General features: G+C 51.6%; 30 protein-coding genes and 1 pseudogene. 22 read left to right on the top strand and 9 right to left on the bottom strand.

Annotated elements, in window-relative coordinates:
- The first annotated feature begins 56 nt into the window (after window positions 1-56).
- From GC090_RS22875 to GC090_RS22915, 9 genes are all read left to right on the top strand, one after another.
- Window positions 57-530, top strand: a complete 474-nt coding sequence (locus tag GC090_RS22875; protein ID WP_210512548.1) for a macro domain-containing protein — start codon at window positions 57-59, stop codon at window positions 528-530.
- Window positions 527-1,159 (top strand): hypothetical protein, encoded by a 633-nt coding sequence (locus tag GC090_RS22880; protein ID WP_324022347.1) that lies wholly within the window; start codon window positions 527-529, stop codon window positions 1,157-1,159. The genes GC090_RS22875 and GC090_RS22880 overlap by 4 nt, the downstream gene beginning before the upstream one ends.
- Window positions 1,160-1,312: 153 nt before the next feature.
- Complete coding sequence (locus GC090_RS22885) at window positions 1,313-1,840, top strand: HNH endonuclease (RefSeq protein ID WP_324022349.1); 528 nt, start codon at window positions 1,313-1,315, stop codon at window positions 1,838-1,840.
- The gene (locus tag GC090_RS22890; RefSeq protein WP_324022351.1) at window positions 1,830-2,261 is read left to right on the top strand and encodes a hypothetical protein; all 432 of its coding nucleotides are present in this window, start codon (window positions 1,830-1,832) and stop codon (window positions 2,259-2,261) included. The genes GC090_RS22885 and GC090_RS22890 overlap by 11 nt, the downstream gene beginning before the upstream one ends.
- Window positions 2,262-2,482: 221 nt before the next feature.
- Window positions 2,483-3,016, top strand: coding sequence for a phospholipase D family nuclease (locus GC090_RS22895; protein WP_324022352.1), 534 nt, complete (start codon window positions 2,483-2,485; stop codon window positions 3,014-3,016).
- 141 nt (window positions 3,017-3,157) lie between these two features.
- Window positions 3,158-3,403, top strand: coding sequence for a replication regulatory protein RepA (gene repA / locus GC090_RS22900; protein WP_210446560.1), 246 nt, complete (start codon window positions 3,158-3,160; stop codon window positions 3,401-3,403).
- Between the two features lie 237 nt (window positions 3,404-3,640).
- The gene (tap, locus tag GC090_RS22905; protein ID WP_072005116.1) at window positions 3,641-3,712 is read left to right on the top strand and encodes a RepA leader peptide Tap; all 72 of its coding nucleotides are present in this window, start codon (window positions 3,641-3,643) and stop codon (window positions 3,710-3,712) included.
- On the top strand, window positions 3,705-4,571 hold the full coding sequence (gene repA, locus GC090_RS22910) for a plasmid replication initiator RepA (protein WP_324022354.1): 867 nt from the start codon (window positions 3,705-3,707) through the stop codon (window positions 4,569-4,571). Before tap ends, repA (GC090_RS22910) begins: the two co-directional genes overlap by 8 nt.
- Window positions 4,572-5,458: 887 nt before the next feature.
- Window positions 5,459-6,475 carry a DUF6685 family protein gene (locus GC090_RS22915; protein ID WP_324022356.1) on the top strand — a complete coding sequence of 339 codons (1,017 nt, stop codon included), beginning with the start codon at window positions 5,459-5,461 and terminating at the stop codon, window positions 6,473-6,475.
- Window positions 6,476-7,664: 1,189 nt separating this feature from the next.
- Here the strand turns inward: GC090_RS22915 and GC090_RS22920 are convergent.
- From GC090_RS22920 to GC090_RS22935, 4 genes and pseudogenes are all read right to left on the bottom strand, one after another.
- Window positions 7,665-8,333, bottom strand: a complete 669-nt coding sequence (locus tag GC090_RS22920) for an SOS response-associated peptidase family protein (RefSeq protein WP_324022358.1) — start codon at window positions 8,331-8,333, stop codon at window positions 7,665-7,667.
- A gap of 142 nt (window positions 8,334-8,475) precedes the next feature.
- A pseudogene (locus tag GC090_RS22925) lies at window positions 8,476-9,785 on the bottom strand (cytosine permease).
- An 11-nt stretch (window positions 9,786-9,796) separates the two neighbouring features.
- A complete protein-coding gene (locus tag GC090_RS22930; RefSeq protein ID WP_324022360.1) occupies window positions 9,797-10,435 on the bottom strand; it encodes a helix-turn-helix transcriptional regulator in 639 nt (212 codons plus the stop codon).
- A 73-nt stretch (window positions 10,436-10,508) separates the two neighbouring features.
- Complete coding sequence (locus GC090_RS22935) at window positions 10,509-10,922, bottom strand: GNAT family N-acetyltransferase (protein WP_324022361.1); 414 nt, start codon at window positions 10,920-10,922, stop codon at window positions 10,509-10,511.
- 559 nt (window positions 10,923-11,481) lie between these two features.
- Between GC090_RS22935 and GC090_RS22940 the strand changes: the two genes are divergently transcribed.
- From GC090_RS22940 to GC090_RS22955, 4 genes are all read left to right on the top strand, one after another.
- Window positions 11,482-11,763, top strand: coding sequence for a helix-turn-helix transcriptional regulator (locus tag GC090_RS22940; protein WP_324022363.1), 282 nt, complete (start codon window positions 11,482-11,484; stop codon window positions 11,761-11,763).
- An 86-nt stretch (window positions 11,764-11,849) separates the two neighbouring features.
- Window positions 11,850-12,101 carry a DNA polymerase III subunit theta gene (locus tag GC090_RS22945; RefSeq protein ID WP_324022365.1) on the top strand — a complete coding sequence of 84 codons (252 nt, stop codon included), beginning with the start codon at window positions 11,850-11,852 and terminating at the stop codon, window positions 12,099-12,101.
- A gap of 107 nt (window positions 12,102-12,208) precedes the next feature.
- On the top strand, window positions 12,209-12,667 hold the full coding sequence (locus tag GC090_RS22950) for an STM2901 family protein (RefSeq protein ID WP_324022366.1): 459 nt from the start codon (window positions 12,209-12,211) through the stop codon (window positions 12,665-12,667).
- Complete coding sequence (locus tag GC090_RS22955) at window positions 12,661-12,954, top strand: DUF1493 family protein (protein ID WP_324022368.1); 294 nt, start codon at window positions 12,661-12,663, stop codon at window positions 12,952-12,954. Before GC090_RS22950 ends, GC090_RS22955 begins: the two co-directional genes overlap by 7 nt.
- 232 nt (window positions 12,955-13,186) lie before the next feature.
- Here the strand turns inward: GC090_RS22955 and GC090_RS22960 are convergent, their stop codons facing one another.
- From GC090_RS22960 to GC090_RS22970, 3 genes are all read right to left on the bottom strand, one after another.
- Window positions 13,187-13,996: a DUF2971 domain-containing protein gene (locus GC090_RS22960; protein WP_324022370.1), complete on the bottom strand. Its 810-nt coding sequence runs from the start codon at window positions 13,994-13,996 to the stop codon at window positions 13,187-13,189.
- Between the two features lie 93 nt (window positions 13,997-14,089).
- A complete protein-coding gene (locus tag GC090_RS22965; protein WP_324022372.1) occupies window positions 14,090-14,368 on the bottom strand; it encodes a chromosome segregation protein ParM in 279 nt (92 codons plus the stop codon).
- Window positions 14,369-14,596: 228 nt separating this feature from the next.
- Window positions 14,597-14,917, bottom strand: a complete 321-nt coding sequence (locus tag GC090_RS22970; RefSeq protein WP_324022373.1) for a hypothetical protein — start codon at window positions 14,915-14,917, stop codon at window positions 14,597-14,599.
- A gap of 1,278 nt (window positions 14,918-16,195) precedes the next feature.
- Between GC090_RS22970 and GC090_RS22975 the strand changes: the two genes are divergently transcribed.
- From GC090_RS22975 to GC090_RS22995, 5 genes are all read left to right on the top strand, one after another.
- Entirely contained in the window at window positions 16,196-16,957 is a 762-nt protein-coding gene (locus GC090_RS22975) for a tyrosine-type recombinase/integrase (protein WP_324022227.1), read from the top strand.
- A gap of 11 nt (window positions 16,958-16,968) precedes the next feature.
- Complete coding sequence (locus tag GC090_RS22980; protein ID WP_324022229.1) at window positions 16,969-18,240, top strand: HEPN/Toprim-associated domain-containing protein; 1,272 nt, start codon at window positions 16,969-16,971, stop codon at window positions 18,238-18,240.
- A gap of 457 nt (window positions 18,241-18,697) precedes the next feature.
- Window positions 18,698-19,762 (top strand): hsdR, encoded by a 1,065-nt coding sequence (locus GC090_RS22985; RefSeq protein WP_324022231.1) that lies wholly within the window; start codon window positions 18,698-18,700, stop codon window positions 19,760-19,762.
- 156 nt (window positions 19,763-19,918) lie between these two features.
- Window positions 19,919-20,545: a ParA family partition ATPase gene (gene parA, locus GC090_RS22990; RefSeq protein ID WP_324022376.1), complete on the top strand. Its 627-nt coding sequence runs from the start codon at window positions 19,919-19,921 to the stop codon at window positions 20,543-20,545.
- Complete coding sequence (locus tag GC090_RS22995; protein ID WP_029571223.1) at window positions 20,542-20,778, top strand: plasmid partition protein ParG; 237 nt, start codon at window positions 20,542-20,544, stop codon at window positions 20,776-20,778. Before parA ends, GC090_RS22995 begins: the two co-directional genes overlap by 4 nt.
- Window positions 20,779-20,926: 148 nt before the next feature.
- Here the strand turns inward: GC090_RS22995 and umuC are convergent, their stop codons facing one another.
- Window positions 20,927-22,201 carry a translesion error-prone DNA polymerase V subunit UmuC gene (gene umuC / locus GC090_RS23000; protein WP_324022234.1) on the bottom strand — a complete coding sequence of 425 codons (1,275 nt, stop codon included), beginning with the start codon at window positions 22,199-22,201 and terminating at the stop codon, window positions 20,927-20,929.
- Between the two features lie 8 nt (window positions 22,202-22,209).
- On the bottom strand, window positions 22,210-22,659 hold the full coding sequence (gene umuD / locus GC090_RS23005) for a translesion error-prone DNA polymerase V autoproteolytic subunit (RefSeq protein WP_246874365.1): 450 nt from the start codon (window positions 22,657-22,659) through the stop codon (window positions 22,210-22,212).
- Between the two features lie 485 nt (window positions 22,660-23,144).
- Here umuD and GC090_RS23010 point away from each other — a divergent pair, with 485 nt between their 5' ends.
- The 4 genes from GC090_RS23010 (at window position 23,145) to GC090_RS23025 (ending at window position 25,569) form a co-directional block, all read left to right on the top strand.
- Entirely contained in the window at window positions 23,145-23,429 is a 285-nt protein-coding gene (locus tag GC090_RS23010) for a hypothetical protein (RefSeq protein ID WP_324022236.1), read from the top strand.
- 605 nt (window positions 23,430-24,034) lie between these two features.
- Window positions 24,035-24,955 (top strand): DUF1281 domain-containing protein, encoded by a 921-nt coding sequence (locus tag GC090_RS23015; RefSeq protein ID WP_324022378.1) that lies wholly within the window; start codon window positions 24,035-24,037, stop codon window positions 24,953-24,955.
- A 33-nt stretch (window positions 24,956-24,988) separates the two neighbouring features.
- Window positions 24,989-25,234: a hypothetical protein gene (locus GC090_RS23020; protein WP_324022238.1), complete on the top strand. Its 246-nt coding sequence runs from the start codon at window positions 24,989-24,991 to the stop codon at window positions 25,232-25,234.
- Window positions 25,231-25,569, top strand: coding sequence for a hypothetical protein (locus GC090_RS23025; protein ID WP_324022240.1), 339 nt, complete (start codon window positions 25,231-25,233; stop codon window positions 25,567-25,569). The genes GC090_RS23020 and GC090_RS23025 overlap by 4 nt, the downstream gene beginning before the upstream one ends.
- The last annotated feature ends 8 nt before the right edge of the window (window positions 25,570-25,577 follow it).

A 25,577-nucleotide genomic window follows, 5' to 3' on the forward strand; every position in this document is an offset into this window, starting at 1 on the left:
TACAACTCACTGACACCTTCTCCCTCCGGTCTGTTGCCTTTTTAAGGAGACTTATCATGCGTATTGTCACCGGCGATCTTCTTGCGCAGGAAGTCGCCTGTATCGTAAACCCCTGGAATGTGAACATCATCCCACGCTGGCTTTTTCTGCCTGCCGGCGTTTCTGGCCAGCTTAAAAAGAAAGCCGGGTCAGAGCCGTTCAGAGAACTTGCCCGTTTTGGCTGGCTCAGCCCGGGCTGCGCAGTACTGACGGGGGGCGGACTGCTTAAAAAGCCTGTTATACATGTGGCCGGACTTAACCTGTTCTGGCGCAGTTCTGAATCCATAGTCTTCCGCTGTACCCGGTCCGCGCTGACGATAGCCGCCGAAAAGGGACTGGATTCTGTGGCGCTGCCGCTTATCGGCGCGGGAACCGGCGGGCTGAGCGAAGCACAGAGCCGGCTGGCCATCGAAACAGCCGTTAATATGAGCCGCTACAGAGGTGAAGTCCGTCTTGTCATCCGGCCGGAAAGTCAGAGGATACCTTTATGACGCAGTCCCCTGAAAAGACGTCCGGCGACAGCGTATACGTTCATCTGTTGCGGCTTGCCCGGATGGAGGGCGATCTGATGGTGATTTCTGCTGAGCAGCGCATCACCGGACAGGTGGATGGCCTCCACCTGCACCAGTTGTCGAACATTGCCTGGTCATTTGCGCAGGAGGGGTACACAGACCCGCTGGGGTTCTGCGCCAGCGTGGCGGGCCTGGCTCACGCCGTTGAACAGCTGGCCATTGAGACAGACGCGGACGAATGGTCCTGGTGGATAAAGGCCTACCAGGAGGACGAAGAAGAAAGACGGCTTGCCGCAGAAGAAGATGAACTCAGGCGCGTGCACGTCAGCCACCACAGTGAAAACGGCACTGAATACCGGAGCCTGCCGTATCGTGGCGACTCGATGGATGGCATCGCGTATCTGCCGGTCATTGTTCCTGAAGTCGGTCACTTTGAAGTGGCGTGCCTGCATCGTGAACGCGGTATTGCCGTTGTTCCGGAATGGTCAGAGGCCGTTGCCATCGCCCGCTATGCAGTATCTCACGACGGCGGTTACGGCAGTGTCATTGTGCGCAGCACAGACAGAGACATCACACACGCTGACTTCGAAGCGTGGTTTCTGGACTGAACCGGAAACCGCCGGTCTTAGTCAGGAATAACTTAAAAAAACACTCTCAGCGTCAGAGGAAATATATCGATTCACTACCGTTAAACATAATGTCTCTTTAACCCACTTTAATATTCACATTTCTTTATTCCGCTTCATTGAGGGTGTTTATTTATGGTTAAGGTAATAAGCCGCGAAGCATTGATTATTGACCTTCCAGATTTTTCACCAACTGCAAGGAGGGTTAAAATTGTCAACGCTAAATACACCAAACCAAAAAACAAAATCACCAAAGCACAACGCAACCAGTTACGCATGAAATTTGGTGGTAAGTGTGCCTACTGCGGTTGTGACTTACCGGAAAAAGGGTGGCACGCGGATCACGTTGAACCCATACGCCGGGATTTTGACGTAGTTTACTCACCCGCTCACGGTGCTCACCTATCGCGGAGCAATGGAAAAGCTCTTAATCCTGACCTTCACGCTATTGAAAATCTTTTTCCGGCCTGTGCGCCCTGCAACCTATTCAAAGCCACATGGAGCATAGAGGACATGCGGAGAGAGATTACCCGACAAATTGAACGAGCGCGTTCATACAGCGTCAATTTCCGTACAGCGGAGAGATTTGGCCTTATTGAAGTAGTAAATAAGCCTGTTATGTTCTGGTTTGAAATTTATAAGGTGGCCAATCTTGAAAACTGAAAGTGATTATAGAAATGACAGAGAGTATATGCTGATTGAGCCAGGTATTAAGCCTTTGTGTGATACGCTTAATTCGTATGACGGCATTGTTACGCTTTATTCCTGTGAAGGGCATCCACGGCGTCCGGCCCGTCCTTACGTGTCGTTCCGTGCAGAGCTGGACGAGGCGGAATTGATTCATGACGCCATAACAGCCTGCCGCGACAAACTCACTTATAACTGGTGGATAACAGGCTGTTTTAACCCCGAAGGTGCCTGGGTGTACTGCCTGGAGCCTAACGACGTCAGATTCCGTCGCCGGCTTCGCTTCGGGTTTCTGCCGAACTGGAAGCGCGAACGGGTAGATCTGGATCTTGAGCACATCAGGCGCAGCATCGAAACGACGTTTCCCCATTATTTTCGGAAAAACCGCCCTATTTAACATCATCGATGTATCTCGCAGTCCCCACTCCCTCACGTGACCGGATTCCGGCGAAAGCCGCAAAAGTTCCGCTTATCCCGCCCAAACAGAGTCAGAAACATATTGCTGTTTTGTTAACAGAAACGCGGTATCGGTTTAATCACGAAACCGGGGCGAGACCGCCATTATCCATAGTTATCTTAAATTTCATGTAATCGACGAACTCAATCAGGAAAAATGAAATGAAAAAAACGATCTTTGCTGTCGTGTTATCGGCCGTGCTATCCCTCTCTGCCAGTGCTTCATATGCAGCTCCGTCCCTCGATGTCGGTTTCTCTCCGGAAGGCAGCGCACTAAAAGTGGTGCTGAAGACACTCGACGAGGCCCACGAAAGTATCCGTCTCATGGGCTACAGCTTTACTTCGCCTGAGGTGGTGAGATCGCTGGTTGCGGCCAAAAAACGAGGCGTGGACGTCAGGGTAGTGGTTGATGACAAAGGGAACCGGAGTAAAGCCAGCCAAGCCGCAATGAACGTGGTGGTCAATGCCGGTATTCCGCTGCGCACCAACGGACAGTACAAAATTATGCATGACAAGGTCATCATCACCGATGGCCAGAACGTCGAAACAGGATCATTTAACTATACGCGCAGCGCCGCAGAATCGAACTCAGAGAATGCACTGTTGATACGCGGCGTGCCGGCACTGGCGCAGACCTATCAGGCACACTGGCAGTCGCGCTGGGACGGTGGTACTGACTGGCATTCAGGCTACTGAGACAAGCCAACCTCTTCTTTTTCCTGCAATAGCGAACTGTGCGCCAACACTATACCCCCCCTGTAGAGGGGGGTCGCTGTAAAGAATGATCTGTAGTATGCTCTGCGGCATGATCCAAACCTGTGTCACGAGGGGGCCGGAATGCCGCAAGCTGCTAATACAGAATCGTCGTCACCGAAACGCCCATACCGTAAAGGTAACCCGCTGAGTGTTGCAGAACGTCAGCAGTCTTCACTGGCCCGCAAAAAACAAACTCATCAGGAAGTAAGAGTGTTTTTACCCTCTCAACTGAAAGACGAGTTGCGGACGATATGTGAAGCAGAAGGCGTGACGCAGACTGAACTGATCGAGAGACTGGTCAAAAAAGAAGTAGAAAGAAACAGATAACGAAAAAGTAGCGACATCACTTTGTTGCCTGTACTAAAGCAGAGTGATAGATTACGGATCGTTTAAGAATTCTGGTTGGCCACGCCGCAAGGTGGCAGGAGACTGGTACTGAAGCACGACTGAAGGCCAGAAAAAAGAAAACCCCGATAATCTTCCTGAGTTTGGCGACCGGAGAAGACTAACGGGGCTCACTGAATCTGCATAGAAGCTGTTGCTCTATGCGGGGAGTATAGATTCATGCCCAGAAAACTGCAATACCTTCTGTGCTTACTCCTTCTGTGCAACATAAGCGCAGGAAGGCGTGGCTGAACAGGTCCTTGAAAACACATCAATTTACCGGCAGGTAAAAAATCCGAATCCGAAGTTTATTCCGGAAAAAGGAAAGAAGACTCTGCCGTTCTGCGAAAAACTCCGTGAGAAAGCAGCGGGCTTCACTCAACGCGTTGAGTACCAGATGCTGGTTGCCATGTTGATCGCCCGGGGCGAACGCAAGCGCCGTCCTCCACTGTTGCGCACCAGAGGGCTTGAAGCCGCGCTCCAGGCACTGTGCTGGTATTACAATCCGCTGGCCAACCGTGTCGGCGCCTCGCTTACCAAAATGTGCATCCTGTGCGGGCTGGCCACTGAGAGCAAACGCCTCTCGATCACCCGCTTTACAGGGGCGTGTCAGTTTTTTAAGCAGCTGAAGCTCATCACCTACAACACCGAATACTGTAAAGAAATTGGCTGCAACATTCCGACGGACATTACTTTCACGCCGCTGATGTGGCAGGTGCTTGATATCTCTGAAGAGGCCGTTGCGGCTGCTCGTCGCAGCCGTGTTGAGTGGGAAAATAAACGGCGTGAGAAAAAGGGCCTGGCGCGCCTCGATGCCAGCGAACTCATCAGCGCGGCCTGGTCGTTCGTACGTGAAAAATTCCGTGAGTCTAAGAAGTCACGCCGCGAACAGGGCCTTAAGCGTTACCGTGGACTCAGAGATGCGCCTCGCAGCCGTAAAGAAATTGAGCAACTGGTCCGCCTGCAGCTTCAGAAGGAAATCCGTCACGGCCGATTCTTTGGTGACCTGAAGGCGGTGCGCAGAGAGATTGAACGCAGAGTGACGGAGCGCATGAAAATTTCGCGTGGCCATTACACTCGTCTGGGCGATGACCTGCTGGTGACCACCTGATTAAACGCTGAGCGGCGAGCCTGATAACTGGCGCTGACGTGCCGGTCTGCGGTTGCCCAAAATATGGCTGAACCGGACATTCTTCCCGGTTTTCACTCTCCTTCCAGTCATCCGGTTCGCGCCGGAGGATTCTGCACGTCTCAAGTCTCCCTAATCGTACAAAACACACCCAGCACCCAGCGGCATTGATCGTGTATGAACGTGATTGCCGGCACAGATGTTAACGAGCTGGCCACCGTGACGGTCGTGACCAGGCTAATTTGAAACGAATTCTGTACTTATCCACATTAACCACAAGAGGGTAGTTTTTGTAACCATCGTTCGAGAGTCTTCTTAACCAGTGTCCGAGCTTTTTACAAACCGCGATGATCCTTTTAAAAACCCGATCTTTTATCTTTTAAAAACCAGTAATACTTACCTTTAAATAAATAACCTGTTCATCAGCTGCCCTGTGGACAGCTTCAGAAAGCGAACGCCCTTGCAGCGGACTTACGTCCGCGCCGGTTCGCCATGGCCGCTTCGCGACCAGAGATAGCTCCCGCCCCTGGCGGGCAAAAAAAGTAGTTACAACAAACTCCTGACCACTGTAGTGAGTAAACCGCGCTGTACCTTTATCCCATCGTCCCTCCCCACCCATGAAAAGCCCCGCCCGCACCGGCCCAGAGGGCCGGAACAGGAGTGGCTTCTAATGGATGATGTAACTACAAACTCTTTCGTCGCTGTAAGTGGTATCGCTGCAGGGTACAGTGAACACGCCCGTAAGCGGCCCTGAAGGCCCGCTAACGCGGAGATACGCCCCGACTGCGGCTACGCCTTGTCGTGACCACTCCGACGGCGTACAGTGGCTTTCGTGCGATGGTTAGCGGGTATGGCTTTGCAGGAATGGGTTGGGGATAGGCAGAACCTGTCAAACCGTAACCGGCTTCGCCGGGCTACCGGCGCCATGTGGCCAATTCACCCTGGCTGACATCAGCTGGCGCCTTCATGCGCTGTCGCGCATTAAAAAAACCTGCGGAGATTACAAACTGGAAGAGAATATTATCAACAGCAACGATTCAGGCGCCGTTGCGCTGAGTCTGGCCATCAGTAGCGGAAAACTTATTCCGCAGCCGTTAGTGCCGATCACACCATCAGCCTGCATGACATCAGTAGTCAGATGGGACGAATGGCCAGACTACCGCGTGATTTTCAATAAAACTCCCCGCATTGATTATTTCCAGCCTGACCCATCCGGAAGCATGGAAAAAGAGCAGCTGGTCGTTTCTGAAATCACCGGGCTTGTTCAGGAAGAGGTAATTGAGTACTACAGCTGCAATCTGACAGACATAGCCGGAATGAGCTCATCGGGCAATAACATCTCCTCAGCAAAGGACATGGAGGAGTTTGCTCAGATGTTCTGCCCGGATTTCATCAAGCCGGTTACCGAATCCAGACTGAGAGAAATGATTACTTACTTCTCAGTCAAACTGGATGACATGACGTTCAGCGCCTTTTCCTGGGCGGACAGAGGTCTTTACTGGAATAACGACAACGGCTCACATCATCTGGCCGCGGCACGTCATATCGCACTGCAACTCGGAATGGACTGGCCACTTCAGGGCAGGCTGTACAGGTATACCCTCAGCAAGAACGCAGTAGCCTTACTGAGTCGCCGCTGGCACCTCGTGTTGATTCCGTCGCTGGCCGCCTATTCCGCGTTCATGGATGCCATGAAAGGGGACAGCTGTCCGTTTGGACTGTCAGAACTGCCGGAAAACCTCCATTCCCGCCAGGGCGGAAAGAAAGGGCTGAATGTAGTCTGGTTAGATCGTCACGATCGCAGGGCTAAATCTGCTGCTGCAGTTCTTTTAGATGCTGGATTTCCGGATTTATGCAATGTTCTGGAGGATATGATGAATGGCTGAGTTAACTTTTTTGCTCATCGGGTAGATGCTCGATGACGTCTTGGAGGATCTCATCTAAATCAACTTAAGCTTCTAATAAATATATGTATTTATTTCATAAAAGTTGCTTTTGAGGGCTAACAGGAAGTATTCATCATGACTGACGAAAAGGGCACGATGTTCCGCGCAATTTATGTCATGATCCTTCCAACGTTGGCACTTCTCCACGCATCCTCGGGCTTATCTGTGTTTTGCAAGCCATGTTGAGGTTGATAACGTCATGTGTTTTAACCAATTTCGACTGAATTTTTGCTCGGCACTTTTTACAAATTTATTTTTCGGGCTGTAAGCCGCAGTGTTAATGGCTTAGCGATGAATATGGGGGTTAATCCTACATATAGTGCTATTGAAGCGAACTAATACTACATCTAGAATCCGGTTAAGCACTCAATACACAGGAGATTCAGTGTTCAGCAGGTAACTGAGAGTGAGTAAAGAGTGGGTTAGAGGTTGAAACAATCAGCGTTACAGATACAAAAAAACCGCCCGAAGGCGGCTTAATTGAATCCAGAGAGATGTTCTCAGGCATTTCTCCGGAAAGCAAAAGCTGTTCTCAGGCAACTTTTGCTGGCGACAGGATTGTGATCTTACGAAAACACCTGCGTTAGCCTTCAAAGTCAGTATACGGTTTGTTGCTTTGGTTGCAAGAGGAAGGCTGCAATAGCACCACCCAACATTCAGTGTCAAGGTGTAAAACCGTAAGTTACAAATAAGGGGGCTTGCAGTAATTCTGGAAAAATAATAATTATTTTATAGTGTTAGCTTTTTTAGTGGCTAAAAATCATAAAGTAATTGCAAAACTGTTGCAGGCTGTGGAATGCTTCAATTTCACGAGGTAGACGGGATTCTCAGCCCATTTATCGGCGTCAGAGTTACCTTAATTTGGAACAGTCCGCAAGCATCTGCGTTAGCCTTCAATACTAATGCGATGTGGCCAGCCGAAGACCAGCGGTGTTATGGACATCAGTGTTATGAAAGGCATATTACTCAGCCTTGCTGTGAGCCTGGTTTTAGCGGCTCAGACAGCGGGCACGAGCGGAAACGGATGGCAGTTGCATGTGGCGATAAACGCTCCTGTTACAGTCATCAGCAGTAAATGAGCATAGCCGCCTGCGGGCGGCTTTTTTATTCGGACATGCAAAGTAGTCACTCATTCTGTTTCGGCTATGAGCTCTCTGCCCTGATTACGGATGTTGCCTACAGCGCGGGAAACTCTGTGCCAGCTGAAATCGCCTTCCGGCAGTGCTGACCTGTGCAGTATCTCCTCCGCCCTTTGGGAACTGGTATCCTCACTTAACCACTCTCTGACGGATTCTGGATTCAGAACTACTGGCCGTCTGTCGTGAATGTCGACCATCCCCTCATTGCTTCCGGCAGTAATGATGACAAACCCTTCCTTTCCATGGTCCTGATCAAACGGGGCTTTGCCAATCGCTGCAAAAAAAAGAGGCTGGCAGGCTTTGTGAAATATGAAATAGGGCTGTTTACCTGTTTCTGTTTTGGCCCATTCATACCAGCCGTCTGCGGGGATCACTGCACGCCCTTTCTGCCATAAGGATTTAAACATTTTTCCCGACGCAGCTGTTTCACTGCGCGCGTTAATCACCGGCTGACGTGGCCACCAGTCAGGGCCATAGCCCCAGAAGACCGGATCGAAATGCAGCTGGCCACCCCGTTCGTTAAGAAGCAGAACCCGGGTGCCCGGAGCCACGTTATAACGCCCCAATGGTTCCGCATCAAAAGTCAGTTCATCCGGAGAAATACCGGCAGCCTCAAAGTAGTCGTCTCTGCTGCTGTACTGCGCAAACCGTCCGCACATAAATACCCCCTCAGATAATGATAGTGGGGTATGAAAAAAGCGGCCAGGTGGCCGCTGAAGCGTGGATAACTGTATCAGCCTTGCAGCTCAGATTAGCCTGCAGCAGCAGGCTTTATATGCAAGCCAGGGCCTGTTCAGGCTGTTATATTCCGGATATGCCGGTTCGGTCCTGTGACGTCATCAGACCTTTTATAAAGTGAAGAACGAGGTACATCAGGCAGCCCGCAATGATTGAATTCAGCGCCGGCACGCCGTACGTCACGTAATATCCTGCTACCGCGCCCACCAGGCTGGCAATGATGGCATTCCAGCCGAAGTTCTTCGTCTGCGCTTCGTCGGGTAACGCGTTCCTGCGCCGGCTCTCATCCAGTACCTTCCTGTCGCTTTTCAGAATGAAATAGTCAACCATCATGACGCCGATGACCGGCGGGAACAGGACACCCAGCAGGTTAAGAAAGTCGACGAACCGGTCAAGGATGCCCATCACCGACATCGTGGTACCGGCTATGCCGATGAAAAGCGTAATAACCACGTACGGGATTTTCTTACCCGTAAACGCTTCAATCGCGTTGGCCACGCCAAGCGAGGACGAATACAGGTTGATGTCGTTGATCCTCATCGTCGAAAACACCACGACGATCAGCCCAATGCCGCCGGTGACCTGTCCCATGATGGTCACCACGTCCGCGGTATTCAGTATCACGGAAATGATCACAGCCAGCCCGTTGATAACGTACTCTCCCGCAAAGATGGTCAGAACCGTCATGAGCATGACCTGCCGGCCGTTGCTGTAATAGCGTGTCAGGTCTGGCGTTATCAGGCTGGCCACGATACTGCCTCCCACCACAAGCGTAATGGCGTCGCTGATGGAGAGGCCTTTGCCTGCTTCAGACAGGGCAGAAAGTGCCCCCATGTCCTGACCTTTCAGCAGAACGGTAGAGATGTACAGAACGCTGATGGCGAATGCCGGGACCGCTATGCGGGCGGCAAAGCGCAGCGCCCTGAAACCGAAGGCCACGATAAGCGTCAGGGTGAGGCCTGAAAGCGCAGCGGCCCAGTGAAATCCGAGTTTCTGGCCAAGTGCGTGATCCAGCGAGTTGGCAAAGACGGAATTCTGTATGCCAAACCATCCCAGCAGACTGACGGCGATGAGCAGACTGACCAGCACGGAACCGCCCCGGCCAAAACCGCACCAGCGGGCCAGCAGGCTGCCGGAAATGCCTTCCCGCATGCCGGCGTAACCCAGCCCGAACGTAGCGACAAAGAAAATCAGGCTGCCGGCGGTGATGGCCATGAAGGCGTGTGCATAGCTCATCGAGTGGCCAAGGGTGGCCCCAGCATGAACTGGTCCAGCGCAGTCAGCATCCCCATGTGAACCAGAGCCACGCCCCAGAACGGCAGTCGGGCGGCGGCCGGAACCCTTTCAACGGAATAATTTTCGTGCAAGCTCATAAGCGCTCCGGTCAGATAAACTTTATGCCTTTGTTAATGGCAAATTCAGGAATGTAATTCTGCAGGTTTTTATGTGAACAGAATTCATAGAGCGCAGAAACTGAATTAACCCCAGTCTTTCTGTATATTTTCTGCATTTTGTTGTTAATGGTCTTAGTGGATAATCCGAGATGGTTTGCAACTTCTTTCTGACTCAGGTTTTTCATCAGATAAAAAATCATATCCATTTCCGAACGTGTGAATACAGACTGGTCTGACGCGGTATGCAGGACCCCCGGCTTTTTATCACTGATACATACGTAAGGGGAAAGAACCCTTATTTTTCTGGCATTCCAGAGCGTTCCCATACAGACCCCGTTCGCATCCCTGAAGGGTATTTTCTCACTGATATAAGGATGGAGTTCTTTCCGGCCAAACCAGAAGTCGGTCTCTATTACGCTGACGCCTTTTCCTTCTGATTCCGCCTTTCTGTCATGTTCAATAAATCCTTCAGCCTGCTCCGCCCACGTTGCGGGAAATTCGCAGTCAAGTTTGCCCTCAAGATCGAAAGCCGCCGGTGTGCAGGTGTACATGCGGGCGGCTTTGTTCATAAAAAGATGTCTGGACTGGCAGTCTTTGATTCCCCACGGTTCATGCAGGTGTTCGATCATTCTGATCATGATGGACAGTGTGTTCGTGCAGACTCTCTGATACCGCATACATACCTCTGCTTTCGCAGGTATGCTACGTAAATTCTTTTGCCAGGTAGTGACGCCTGAACTTATGTGCATAGCCTGGGAGTGAGCCGTACTCTTTGTAACCGAGCTTTTCATAGAACGACCTGGCCTGAAAATCGAACGTGTCCACGGTTGCCATGTGGCAGTTCCGTTTTCTGGCCTCTGCTTCAGCAGCTGACATCAACTCTTTTCCATAACCCTTACCCCTGATACGTTCAGCGATCCATAAATACTGAATTTCAAGAGTCCCCCACCAGGTCTGCGCGATCAGACCCCCAGCGACGTTGCCATCATCGTCTTTGCAGTAGAGCAAAAACGGTTCGATTTCAACGGGATGGAATGTGGCGTTGTGACTCCAGAGTCCATCAGTAATAACGTTTTTTTCCTGGTGGGAAGGATTGGTAATAAGTGTGATCTTCAAAGTACGTTCCTTGCGGCTTGCAGATGTATAAAGCAGATTACTCTCTTCGGAATAAGAATGCTTATACACAAGTCATTGCACCTGTCAATGGGGTGAATAACCCCATTTACTCCGTTCCGGTGTGGTGTATCCTGCGGATAAATGAAACAACAGACCGGAAGATGCTTAATTCCCTTTTATTTTGGAGAGGTTATATAAATAAAAAACAGAGTGCAAGGAATTTAAAAGTGGTATTATTTTTGTAATTTATTTAATCTGCAATTTGGGTGTAAATTACTGCATCCAGTCGTGTCATTTGTTACAGAATATAAACAACACCAGGGGATTCGTTTTTTCTTCTCCCGTTTATGTTCGCGGAAATTTATAAAAAAACAATACTCCGCATTGTCTTAACAAAAATTACAATGATATCTCATAATTAAAATTAGATACCTGATAATTTGGTGAGTTATTTTAAAACTCACCGTTCTTTTAGTTTGAAAGCAGGAACAGTTAATCAGTTACATGATTTATGAACTCTGGGAAAACGTATCGCTGTTAATTTGCCCAAGAGGTCACTATGGCTGCTAACGAATACGAAAATTATGAATCGCTGACGAAGTTTTTCCCTGAGCTGACAGTGCTGCAGGCCACTCAGGTTTGCATGCTGGTCTTTGGCCATATCACGATAAAGGATCTCGCTGAATACCGGGGGGTGTCTGAAGATACGGTTAAAGAAGCCATGAGTTCCGTGCAGAAAAAGCTGGGTGTCAAATCCATGAAAATGCTGAGACCGTTTGTCACCAGCCGCGTGCTGTTGAAGCTGTCCCTGACTGTGCCCGACGCAAAACCGCATGCGTAATCCCACCGGCTGTTCTGGCCATCATATCAACCCCTCCTGACGCTTCTGCCTGTACAGGCGGTATACTGTGTTCAGGAGGAGTTACCATGTCACATAATATTGCAGCAAAAGACAGGCTTGAGCGGGATAAAATCAATGTTGATCTCGCTGCTTCGGGCGTTGCCTGGAAAGAGCGGATGAACAAACCTGTTATTACGATGGAAACAGAACTGCAGCAGCCAGAGGCGCTGCGGGAGTATTTCCGTGAGCGCCTCGCCTATTACCGGCAGGTTGCGCAGACACTGCCAAAGGGCAACGATCCGGTTTACCAGAAAGAGGACAAGCCTGAAGGAAACTGATGTCAGGCTGTGCGCTCCTGACCGTCAGGTTGCCAGTCGTCACGCTCAGCGGTATCTTCACATCTTCGTCAGGAAGATAACCCGGGCTGAGTGTGAGGGCGCAGACGTTGGACACCACTGAAGAACTCAATGGCACCTATTTCTACGCGGGCAGACCAAACCTGACCGCAGGTGAGCTCTTTTTCATGATTTTCTGCGAGGAAGTCGCCGCACAGCTGGGCGTTGATGACTTCGGCGCGATCGTGGCCATCCTTTCCGGGCGGAATGTCCTGACTACCCGGGCCAAACCGCGCGATGCGGAAAAGGGCACATCCTACGCTTCACGTGCTGCGCGCAGAGTATTCCGGACCGCCAAGTTTCCCTTCAGCATTCAGCTCCCCACTGTCGTGGGAGGATATCCCCCCTGGACGGCGCGTATACGATGGACACACAAGCTCAGTACTTTTATCGGGCGTGCGGTCCCTGTCGTGGGCTGGGTGATTCTGGCCAGAGATGTTGCCGATATCAGCTTTCACACGGTCAACCGGTATAACACCATCGCCCGCGGGGAGGATAAGTTATGGTAGATGACACCCAGGCGCGCGTGATGGCGCTCATTGAGCCCTGGAACGGCCGCTCCCTGCTGACGTTCCGGAAAAAAACGCTCACGCCCGAAACGTCGCTCAATCTGGACATGAAGCTGGACCCGGAAGATGCGGCCGAATGCCTGCAGAACGTCTTTGATGCGTTCGGAATGGATTCCGATCAGGTGGTGTTCAGCCACTACTATCCAAGAAATCCGCGTGAGGCTATCCCTCTTACGATCGCCATGCTGATTGAATCCGCCCGTGCCCGACGCTGGCTTTTCAGCTGAACGGATTACTGTTTTTCCGGGTTTATTCTTTCTAAGGTCCTCTGATGCGCCTACACGGTATGAGGCATGAATTACGTACCTGCTTGCTGCAGGAAAACGTCTCATACAGTTTCTTCATCGCCGGATACCCTGCGCTTCAGATCTCCGTCAGGAGCCATTTTGCTGACAGGCCTTAAGGTCATGTTCATCCTCCGTTCCTGTGAAGCGGGCATTTAACCGTGCCCCATTCTTTCTACAGCGTTCTGTAGGGAATATCGGATGTTTCAATGTCTAATTGATACTTGCGATCACCTAATTTGGTGGCCCTGTGCAGGTTATAAATGTAGAGCGATTGTTCCGTGATTTTTTGGTCTTCAACCGGGCCGATTTTTACGCCAGAAATAACGTCAGGTGATACGTCTAACTCATAATACGGGATCAGAATATTATTTTTGGTACGGAAACTGATTTTGTCTGAAACGATTTCGTCGCGGATGACCAGTCTCACTTCCTCTTCTTCATAAAAAGATCTGTGCTTGAATGTCGTGGCCAGCATACTTATGATTTCTCTCAAGTCTCTGTAGAGATGCATATTACCTCTAATCGCATAGTAAGGTATCCACCACTGAAAGAGTTCAGCAATCACTTTCGTACGTATTAACTCGGAGGCTTCTTGTAATGCATCGTCTTTATCGAAAATATAATAACATTCAATAAATTCGTATTTTATGGATTTCCTGGTCCCTTTTCTTTTCTGCGAAGCCCATTCGCTTACCCTTTCTTCCAGTTTTTCTCTGTCAAACCCGATGGCAAACATACCATAGCTTCGCCACTGACTCAGCGTATCTGAAGAGAAACTGAATGATGCTACATAAAATATTTCACTGGCATTTTCAAAATCGTATAATTCTTGAAAGGCGTCTTCAAACCATCCAGGCAGGACTTTTAAAAAATCCTCGTCATAATCCAATTTCTGTTTTAATACGTCATGTGCCGCTTCATGTAAAAGTTCAAGCCCCTGCAAATACTCTGTCTTGTCGTTCAGAAAACGGATGTCGGTCATCCTGATTTTATGCGTATTCAGTATGGAATGAACGGCATTCAGGTCAGTGTAGTGATAGAGATTCACGCATTTCCTCATTTTTTTAACAGCGGTTTATAAAATAAGTTCGTATCGGATTGCGGCAGCTCTCCGGCGGCCGGTTTCCGTCAGCGAAAAAGCCAGGTTCAGAGACGCATTACGGTATTTATGGACCAGTCCGTTACGGTGCAGTGTGTGCAGTGACGTGCGCAGATTAGTGTCATAAATTTCTTTAGGAGAGGCGGTGTTGAGTATCTTCAGCAGCTGCATGACAGGCAGGGGAGCATCATGGCCTCGGGCCTCAAGTTCGGACAGGATGAGAAGCACTTTTCTCTGCAGACCGGATATACGCATGGCTCTTTCCTTATTCATGTTTCACATGAACTAATAGTACATGCGTCACGAAACACTATTCATGTTACACATGAATAGTGTCCGAAAGTACCATTGTTTTCAATCACTGAACTAAAAGGATATGGTGTTCAGTAATTGTACCGGGCTTGCATTCGCTAATCAGTATGGTTACTATATGTACTTGTTCCCGGTTGCCGCCGGGAACAAGTACTAACAACCATTTGCCTACTATTTATCGATTTTAAGAACCCAGTACCGCAATACATTCCCGAGTTGCGTAGTGAAATACTTTCCTGCGCAACTCGCTGCGACCTTGCTGACGGTAAGTGGTAACCCCCAGGTACCGATAAACCATTTGGTCAAGATTGCGATAACTAAAGGTTTCACCAAGAGCACGGCAGCCACCATTACTGCCGTCAAAACAATCAAGGCAGTAAGCCTCAACCGTTTTCCTTCAGTGCATGCTGTATAAATATGTCCTACGTTCTTGCGTACTTCACTCAGTGCTTTGTAAAGGTCATGTCCTGTGTCTTCTTGATTTATAGCCATTTAAACCTCGCGTAGTTAGGTTGATTAGAGTCACTGCATTTGTGTTTGAAATATTCATATTTCATCTCACTTAAAATGTTTTCGGTCTCAGGACGGTTTGTCCGTTAACGTGATACTTACCGGTGTTACTTTTATCTATCCACTCATACTTCCTCCCGCTTATTCTTCAGTCGTTAATGTCTGCGCCATTTCCCGTATGCCGGATTACGGCAAGGGGATACCCGTCTCCTGAGCGAACGTTGATCGCGCAGGCGGAGAAAAACGGCAGTTTATGAAGTTTGAATTGAATGCTTATTTACAGGCAATAAAAAACCACCTGATAAGGTGGCTGAGGTCGTGCGAGGGATATAGATTCAGGGCAGGCTTAAGTAATAGCACTAAGCGTTCCGTCATTTATTCATTCATTCACGTTTTCTCAACCTTAGTGCTATTCAATCCGGCGGTGTGCTTTACGTAGCCTCGTGAGGCTTGGCACTCCACTCCAATAAAAAAGATTATATTAAAAGCCCGGATGAAGATCAAATTATTTTTCACAAAAGACTTGAAAAAATTTATATTATCTTCTTGTGTTTATTTTTTGTTCTTTTGCCGTGATTTTAAAAAGTATCAGGCTACTGAATTCTATTTATGTCGCAGGGATATGTATTTTCTTCAATAAGGTACTTCACCGAAAATAAAACTATTCCTGAATATACCTGCTCACATACCTTTTCAGGAAAAATGGTCCGGTACCTGTATCAGACGCAACATAGTCAGCCGCGAGTAATTGCTGTTCTGCTGCTAATATCTGATTTTTTAAAATACGATCTGTCCTTTTGTACGTCAGCTCAGTATACCGTTTTACATGTTTATGCGTCCGGCCACGTATCGGCTTAGCCGGTCAGTGCCATCTTTCACAGTCCGAATGTTTGTGCCTGAGCCATGCGTTTCCGTTTTCTGTAATAAGAGGAAAAAAGGCGTCAGAAGGACCCTTTTCCGCACGGACCACAATATACGGTGTCCGATCACCCACTCATCCCCCTTATCCAGGCGAAAATGACGCTTTTGTCAGGCGCCCCCGCCCTGCCCTCACTGCTGTTTTCTTCCGAAATATGGTATATATCCATAAACCGGAAAATGACGCCGATCCGCTCAGCGGATTTTTTGGGTGGTCTGCCGCCGTCAGACAGGCGAAAATGGATCTGTCACGAACAGACGTCGCTGTGTGAAATCTGAGAAACCGGCAGGGGTAAATCCCGCCAGATTTCACACAGCGTTGTCACCGAAGAATGAGGGTTTATGTCGCTACCGTCCGTTAATGGTCCGATCACGCTGCCGGCCGCGCAGCCCGACTACGGCCGGGCGCTGGCGCTGCGGTCCATGGCCGCGGCCTACGCCGAGCTGCCCCGCTACCTGCTGGCGCCCGAAGTCACCGGCCTGCTGCACCACCTGCCTGACTGGTCGCAGCACGCGCTGGTTAACACGTTATGGTGTACCGGCAGCCGGCTCAATGAAGCGCTGGCGCTGCGCCGGCGTGATTTTCGCCTGAATGACACCATTCCGCACGTCATCATCCGCACGGCCAAGCAGCGTCGCGCCGGCAGCGGACGCCCCCGGCGGGGCACCAGCCCCAACCGCGTGGTGCCCCTTTCCGATCCGGCTTACGTGGACGAAATGAGAAGGCTGTTTGCGAGCGTCAGGGAGGAATTTGATACCGACAGTGATACCGGTGAGCGCCGAGCCCTGCCGATCTGGACTGTCTCCGATCGCACGGTGCGGAACTGGATAAACCGCGCCACCGATGCAGCTGCGCGTGCCGGCGTCCGGTTCAGCATTGAGATTTCGCCGCACACGTTCCGGCACAGCTTCGCCATGCACATGCTCTACCACCACGTGCCGCCAAAGGTACTGCAGTCCCTGCTCGGCCACGAGAAGTTTGAGTCAACAGAAGTTTACACGAAGGTGTTTGCGCTTGATGTGGCGGCCAGCCACCAGGTGCGGTTCAGCCTGGACACCGAAACATCCCTGCAGCTGCTACGGGGACTGCCTCAAAACATATAAAGGAAAGATACATGTCATCTTTTACAGGCATCGTAATTGCCGGTCTTGAAGTTCATGAATTTACTATCAGATATGACCGCTGGTTCTTCAGAAAGCGCGACAGGATTGTTGAGGCCCAGCCTGGCAATGCTGCAAATATCGTCAATCTTTTCGTGGGATTTCGTGCCACTGCTGCCATTATTCGCGGACGTATGGCGCTTGCTGGCTACGATTTGGCTACATGCGAACGTTATTTTGACCTTAGCCTGAACAGGATGCTCGACACCATACAGACTGAAATAGTCAGGCTGAACGGCCAGGTGGATGAATTTGTTGTAGCCGGTACGGGTAACCGTCGCGCTAAGTTTCATCTGCGAGTTTATGATAGGTTTGTCAGCGTGGTAAGGGATACGTATTTAAGCGACTGGATTGCCGCTTTTCCGGAAGCTTTAAAGCTGCAGGATACTGCTAAAGAGCATTACTCCGACGGACCATGGTGGTGCGATCTCAGCGAGAATCCTCTGGTAAACGCCATGCTGAGTTATGTTCCCATCTATAGTAACTACCCTTTAACCGGAATATTTAATTTTCCGGGGAATGACTGGGAGCAGTTTGTGGTGGCTTTTCTGGCGTCCTGTCAAGACGACGTGCTCTGCGAACTCGATGTTACTCAGCTGATGAATGAAGATGATGAAGATAATTTTGAAGATGTTGGAGAGATATCGGAGAAGGAAACATGGCCACATAAGGGCTGCCGCGCATCAATCCGGGATATTCAGGACCTGTCGTCTTCTCAGCCAGAAAATTATTCACTACAGCGCATGTGCTATGCCAGTATCATCACTGCCATGGAGGCCTATCTGGGCGACATACTCAGACGAGAAATTTTCGCACGTCCCGCAGTAAAACAGCGTTTTGTTGAGAGCTACGAGCAGTTCCAAGAAAAAAAATTCACCATTTCTCAGCTTTATAAAAAGCTGTCAGGCATCGATACGCAAATCAAAGACGCGCTCGATCTTCTGTCGCTGCACAAAATCGAGACGGCCAAAAACATATTCAGCAGCACACTGCTTACGAAGTTTCCTGACTCATCGATGCCCATTCTGGGTGCTGCGGTTAAACGCCGGCATGACATCGTTCACCGTAACGGCAAGGATACTGAAGGGACGCTGTTATCCATCGGGCACAATGAAGTAACCGACTTGGCCTGTCAGGTGCTGGCGTTTACTCGTGAGATTGATGGTCAGATTCTCAAGGGCATGCAAAAAGATATTGATGAAGAAGGTGATGCAGCCTTCAATTAGACTGTTTCTCATTTGAGCTACCTGAAAACGTCTTTACCCAAATGAAAACCATGCGCGGATGAATGGATAGAGAAAGTCAGAAGCTTAAACGTCAACAGCAGCCCTGATTGTCCAGGTAAATTTGTTTTTGTGAATCTGCCCTTCACATGGAATGTAGTGTCACCAAAATGTAGAATCGCAAATGAAGATTTGCGACTAATCGTAAATGCGATTTTGAGTTTATGTGGCTGTTCAGTTTTTCTAAATCTGTTCTGTCATGGAGGTGGTATCCGCTGAAGGCACACAAAGTGATGATGCGTCATGGGGAAATTGACCTCGCTGCCGTTCGCCAAAAAATATCTCAGCCTCCCTATTCAACGCTATGAAAGTAAATCAGTAAATGCGATTTTACGATTAGTCGCAAATAAGATTATGCGCTAATCCTTAAAAACGATTTTGCGACAAAGGGTCTATGACGATGACATTACTTCCGGATGTTCCTGACAATGATGATGCGTCAGCGTTGATGGAAAACGGCCTCACTTTCCTTAATAAAGCCATCTCAGAGCTTGAGAGCGATCCCAAATTTTCTGTGGTCAACTTCTGGAACGGTGTCGAAATCCTGATGAAGGTCCCGCTTGTCAACCGGAACTGGCGGCTGATAGTTGCCGGGACCAAACGCAAAGATGCGATCTCAAGGGAGGAATTCCTGTCAGGGGACTTCCGCTCTGTCGGTTTCGCCGAGACCTGCGCACTTCTGCAGTCTGAGCTCGGTATCTGCATTGATGACAAGACACGGTTATTTTTTGAAACGGTTCAGAAGCATCGCAACCGCATGGTGCATTTTTACCACGACGCCGTAACGGATGCCGATCTCAATGCCTTACGTAACGAGCAGGCAGATGCGTGGTTCGCCCTTTCCAGACTGATCACCCTTGAATGGCGTAAGGCTTTTTACACTGAGCAGTGGTCAGATGTGAATAAAATAAATATAGCCCTGCTTAACAGCAGTAAATACTACGCCGGTGCGAAATTCCGTTCTGTCAGGGAACAGCTGGAAGAGTCGCCACATCATTACCGTATCTGTAAGGTCTGCTCACAGGCGGCGTTCCTCGTCATCAAAGATGGTCATACGCCGGTTTTTACAGAAGACTGTAAGGTCTGTAGCCAGTTTGAGCGCTACATTCTTGTCCGCTGCCCTGAATGTCTGCATGAAAGTAAACTCGAGGAAGGTGATGAGGCTTTTCGTTGCAATAACTGCAATCATTCACAGGACCGCTTTTCAGCTCTGGATGAAAGTGATCCCCTTCCGGATGAATATCCCCACCTGTCCACACCGGCAGGGTGCTGCGAATGTGAGGGATACGACACAGTTTGTCAGTATGGAGAAGGATACCTGTGCACGCAGTGCCTGACCTACTACGACTCGCTTGAGTGGTGCGCCTGCTGTTCTTATCCCAGTTCCTCTGTCCCAGACCAAAGCAGTATGGTTGGCTGTGGTTTCTGCGATGGCCATCCTGAAACCTGGGACCTCCGTGATTAGCCTGCAAGTACGATTTTACAGTTATACGCAAATACGATTTTAATGAATTACGATTATGTGTTTTTGCGACTTTACATCTTTGCGATTTTACGGCATGATTTCTTTAAAATCGTATTTGCGATTTTAAGTTTAACTGTAACCCGAACGGAGTCAGATATGATTATTTCTGTCCTGAATCAGAAAGGTGGTGTGGGTAAAACGACCCTCAGCGTCAACATTGCCGGCCAGCTTGCTGCCGAGGGCGCCCGTGTGCTTCTGCTTGACGCCGACCCTCAGGGGAGTTCCCTTGACTGGGCGGCCGCGAGGGAAGATGAATCACACTTTGCGGTGCTGGGCCTCCCCCGTGCCACGCTGCATAAAGATATCGGTAAGTTCACCGCTGATTACGACCACATCATCATCGACGGCCCTCCCAGGGTAACAGACCTGGCCCGTTCCGCAATCATGGCTGCAGACCTCGTTCTCATCCCCGTTCAGCCAAGTCCTTATGACGTCTGGGCTGCCGAAGAAGTGGTAAACCTCATTCGGGAAGCTAAAATTTATAAAGAAACACTGAAATCTGTATTTGTGGTTAATCGTAAAATTACAAATACGGCGATTGGTCGGGATGTGGTTGATGCGCTTGCCACCTATGACACACAGGTGCTGAACAGCACCGTCTGCCAGCGCGTGGTCTTTGCTGAGGCGGCAGGGCAGGGGAAAGCCGTTCATGAGCTGGGCGAGTCAGCTGCTTCAGCTGAGATAAAGGCCGTTGTTAAAGAAATTCTGGAGATGGATGTATGACCGGTAAAAAAGTCAATTTCGCACGTCGTGCAGAAAGGGCGCCTGCTGCAGATGCGTGGGTCGAAAGCAGGGAAGTGCCTGCTCAGGATGCTGAACAGGAAAAAATGAAGCGTCTTACAATCGATGTCACAGAGAGTCTTCACAAGGCGATAAAATCAGCCTGTGCAAACCGCGGAACGAAAATCGCAGATGAAGTCAGGGAACTGCTGCGTGAAAAATATCAGCCAGAATAAGCTGATGGTGAACAAGGAACTTAATTACGATTTTCTGTAATTAAGTTTTTGCGATTTTAAGGTTTTAAAGAATTGTAATTTTGCGCTGGCTGCCTGTCGACCTGAAACCCTCAGACAGGCGTCTGGCCACATCGTGTCGCTCTGTCGCTCAGTAAACACGTGCTACTGGAATGTCGCTCCAGCGCGTCGTCCATGCCGGTGACAGCATGTCCCGTTTCATCTTCCATTCGGTATCAATTCCCTGACCCGCAAACCACACCCGTCCGAGGCCTGACTGGTTGATACCGTCCAGCACCTGCATCAGCTGCGCGCTGTTCGCCCGCGGCCGGTTGTCGTCAAACAGGTTCAGCTGGCTGACACCGTGAGGCGTGAAGTCATCAAGCATGACACCGGCTTTCATGTACCGGTGGCCATCCACCCAGATGCGGTCCAGCGCACGCATGGCCACGCCGATAATATCGCGCGTGTCCTGCGTGGGCAGGGTGAGTTTTTCCCCGGCCGTGTTGCCGTAAAACGTCTCACCAACAGCGTGCGGCGATGTCCGGACAAACACGCTGATGTGCCGGCAGTACTGGCGTTCGCCGCGCAGCTTTTCCGCGGCGCGCGAGGCGTACTGGCAGAGTGCCTGCTGCATGGCCACTTTGGTGGTAATGCGTGAGCCGAAACTGCGGCTGCAGACAATCTGCTGCTTTGCCGGCGGCATCTCCTCAAGAGGAATACACGCCTCGCCGTTCAGCTCGCGCACCGTCCTTTCCAGCACCACCGAAAAGTTCTTCCGGATGAAGGCGGGGTGCGTGCGTGCCAGCTCGAGCGCGTTAGTGATGCCGAGCAGGTTCAGCTTTTTGCCTATGCGGCGGCCAACGCCCCAGATTTCCTCGACCGGCTGGCGCATCAGCAGCGCCTCGGTCCGCTTCGGGTTTCCGGGCGTCAGCGCCAGTACGCCCTTAAACTGGGGCCACTCCTTCGAGGCCCACTGCGCTGATTTGGCCAGCGTTTTGGTCGGACCGATGCCGGCGCCAATCGTCAGTCCGGTTCTGGCCAGAACGTGGGCACGCAGCCGGTGGCCAAAGTGCTCAAAGTCCTCACAGCCATCGATGCCGGTCAGGTCGAGGAACATTTCATCAATGGAGTACTGCTCGACTTTTGGCGTCATATCTTCCAGAGCAGACATCACGCGCTGGCTAAGGCTATGATATAAAGCATAATTTGAGCTAAAGACATGCACTTTTTCCGGAAATTCCAGCGTCTTTATCTGGAACCACGGCGCCCCCATTTTTATTCCAAGGGCTTTGGCCGCTTTGCTTCTTGCTATGACGCAGCCGTCGTTGTTCGAAAGGACGACGACGGGTTTTCCCCGCAAATCAGGCCTGAACAGGGCCTCACAGGACGCGTAGAAGCTGTTGACGTCAGCCAGACCGAACATCGGCATGATTACCTCCGGCGCGCCTCGGTATTGTGGAAGAACCAGGTGACCACGCCCAGCAGGTGCAGCTCTTCGGGATAAATGACAGGATAAGCCGGGTTCATCGGGCGCAGGGCAATCTGTGGGTGCAGTTGCAGGCGCTTGACGGTGAATTCCCCGCCGACCTCCGCAATGACGATGTCACCGTGCGTGGCTTCTTTCGCACGATCCACGACCATCACGTCGCCGTCATACAGGCCCAGGTCTTCCATGCTGCTGCCGCTGGCGCGTACAAAAAATGTGGCGGCCCGGTGGGTGATGCAGAGCTCGTTCAGGTCCAGCTCGGCCTCGACATAGTCGGTGGCAGGGGAGGGGAAACCTGCCGCGCAGCGTTCAACAAACAGCGGGATGCGCATCACGGGACGGATATCGGCAGGCCTGAATAGCGTCAGCCCGCCCTGAGAGGATGTCGCTTTCATGGTGCCGCTCTCCGGACTGAATGGCCTGAAGCCGGTGCGGCAATGAATGAATCTGGCATGGTTAATTTCCTCCCTAAATAATACTGTATATAAAAACAGTATTATTGAGCCGGAGACGCATGGCAAGAGGAACGAAACGGTACTCTGATGAGGAGGTGCCTATCTTACTGAGCAGACTAATGATTTTTTTGTCGGGCAGTTTCAGGCAGGGGTGCACGTAAGCAGTCGTTGCTGACATAAGCGAAATGACGCTTCCCCGACACGACTGTTCGTTCCTTGCTCCACTGCGGTACGCCTCAGCCGTGTACTGCGGCGTGCGTGGCCAGCTCACGTTTTAAGGGGCAGGATTATGTAAGCGCACCTGAGTGCCGGAAATTCAGTATCGGATACTACCAGCCTTCCCCACCGGATAAAGAACCTGGTGGACAGCAGGGGCTCGCCGGAGCATGCTGTGTGCCTGTGTAAAAAATAGACAGGGCTTTGCGATGAGTGCATCCCGTTCCGGGCAGACGCGGCGTGAAAGATTTCGCGATGAGCGTGAGCTGATGAAAGACATTCACAACTCTATGGTGGTGTTTGCCGACGTGCGTGATGCGGTGCGCACGGCTGCAGGTCGCATCTTTCAGTCAGGCTATGAGGTGAACCACGACACGCTGACGGAATGCCTGCGTGACGATTTGTTTTATGCGGAGCTGAGCGATAACCAGCACCGGCAGAAGGTGCTGACGCTGGCGCTGACCACGCTTGAACTCCAGCGGGGCAGGGTCTGACGGGCGCGTGGGTGAAAAAAAAGAACCCGGCCAGAGGTGGAATCAGGCCAGGCAAGTGCGCTGAGGCGCGGAGTTCATCGTTAATAGTGTGTGTAGCATCCGCATATTACCATGCAGGACGTGACGTAAGCGTGACGGCACTGGCAATCTGAGGATGGCCGCAGCAGCAGAATCATTTTCACCGGGCGCTTGACGCCCCTTGCCCATCATCGCTTTCCGCCCCCGGATTACCCCCACTGTTTCAGATCTCAGCAGACCGCCTCCGGGCGGTTTTTTTTCGTCTCAAGGCCGTCGCTGCGCTCCGCTTTTCACCGGCGTGGCGGCTTCGCCTGACGCCGGACTTCACCGTCACCCTCTGACGCATTTCTCTCTCTTTCTCTTTTTTCAGGGCCTGCACCGTGCCTTCACGTTAGCCGGGCCGCTGCGCAGTCAAGGACCGCTGGCGCTCGTTCGCTCACCCGTTCCCCGCCGTGCGCGGGACATTCAGTCCGCTCCGGCGGCGCGTGCGGCTTGCGCGTCCGCCCCTGACTGCTCCGCTTTTCGCCCGGCTGCTGTGGCGGCACGGCGCAGGTGAGGCCGTGCAACCACTGACTGAGGAGCAAATCATGCCGAACTGGTGTGCAAACAGGCTGCGTGTGACCGGCCTGGCGGAGAACGTGAGTAAGGTGCGGGCGCTGATGCGGGGAGAGGTGCGTCCTCTCTACGCGCGGGCAGAAGGGCAGGGTATACAGCTGTTTCTGGCGGGCTGTGCCGGGCTGCTGCGTCCGGTAACGGACGAGACGTATGCGCCGTATCCGGCGCTGACGGCGGCGGGACAGGGAGAACACACCCCGGAAAACGCCGCGTTTACAGCGTGGCTCACGCAGCTGCGTGACGGCGCGGAACTGACGGAAGAAACCTGCGAACGGCTGCACGACCTGTGGCTGGCCACCGGCCTCAGCAGCCGGACGTGGAACACGCTGGACGGCGACGCGCAGGCGGTGATGGCCGACATCTGGCGAAAAAAGCATTTCGACTGGGCAGGGATGAAAGGGACGGGCCTCAGCGAATGCTGGAACCGGGTGTGCAGTGATGATGACGATGAAGGCGCTGCGGAATTTGACATGCGCCTGCTGCTGCCCACGCGCCTCGACGTGGAAATCAACGGCTTTAACGGCGGGCTGCTGGCCGGTGTGCCGGGCGGCTACGAATTCTACATCGCCCGGTACGGTGTGAAGTGGCCCTGCGGTTACGCGCTGGAGATAACCGACGGCGGCCCGGAGTGTCTGGAGGTGGACTTTGACACGCCCTGGTCTCCCCCGGATGGCCGTGTCTTTGCGGCCCTCAGTGAGCGATTCGGTGTGGCCATTGAGCACTGGTACGCCGAAAGCGGCTGCGACTTCTGCGGCTGTGACGCGTATGCCGGAGGGTTACTGACAGACAGCATGAGCAGTTCGCTGGAGTGGAGTGAAGAGGATGAGGACGGTTTCGCCTGCGTAACCGGTCCGGACTGGATTGTGAACAACGTCGGGCACTACGGCGGCTGACAGGAGGCGGCGGGGAAACCCGCCGTAAACACCATGAAAAGAGAACTCACCATTGCCGGACTGATGGCCGACCTGGCGCGTTTCGCGCCGGACACACCCTGCGTTGCCCATCTCTGGGTGGCGGATGACTTTGAAGACATCGACTCAGACCTGACCCCGGATGAGATAACGGCAGCCATTGAACTGGCGGATGGAACCTTTGATGCCGACCTGAGCCTCAGCTGGGCATTCATGCGCGAGTGTGCTGAGCACATCCGGGCGCGGAGGGAGGAAGAATGAATATCTGGCTTGTCAGCTGGCAGGAAGAGGTGGGCAGCACCTCGCACGAGTATCACATGCTGCTCCGGGGGAGTGACTTCGCTCTGGCTGAGGCGGCGTGCGAGCGGATGGGTGAAAACTGGTGGCCACCGGATCGGCCCGTCTGCTCACAGGGCTGCTACTGGCAGTTTGATCGGGGCAACGTCTGGCTCAAAAGCATCGTCCTGCTTGATGAACGTGAGGCCGACACCCTGACCGGCCTGCGGTTCCTCGATGAGTGGGCGGTGAGCGGCACGCCGGATGCGCCCGTCATCTGTGACCGGTGCGACTGCCGGTGGGAAGACTACCGGCCCTGACCTTTCAC

This window comes from Pantoea sp. JZ29, assembly GCF_035190385.1.
Lineage (GTDB): Bacteria > Pseudomonadota > Gammaproteobacteria > Enterobacterales > Enterobacteriaceae > Pantoea > Pantoea stewartii.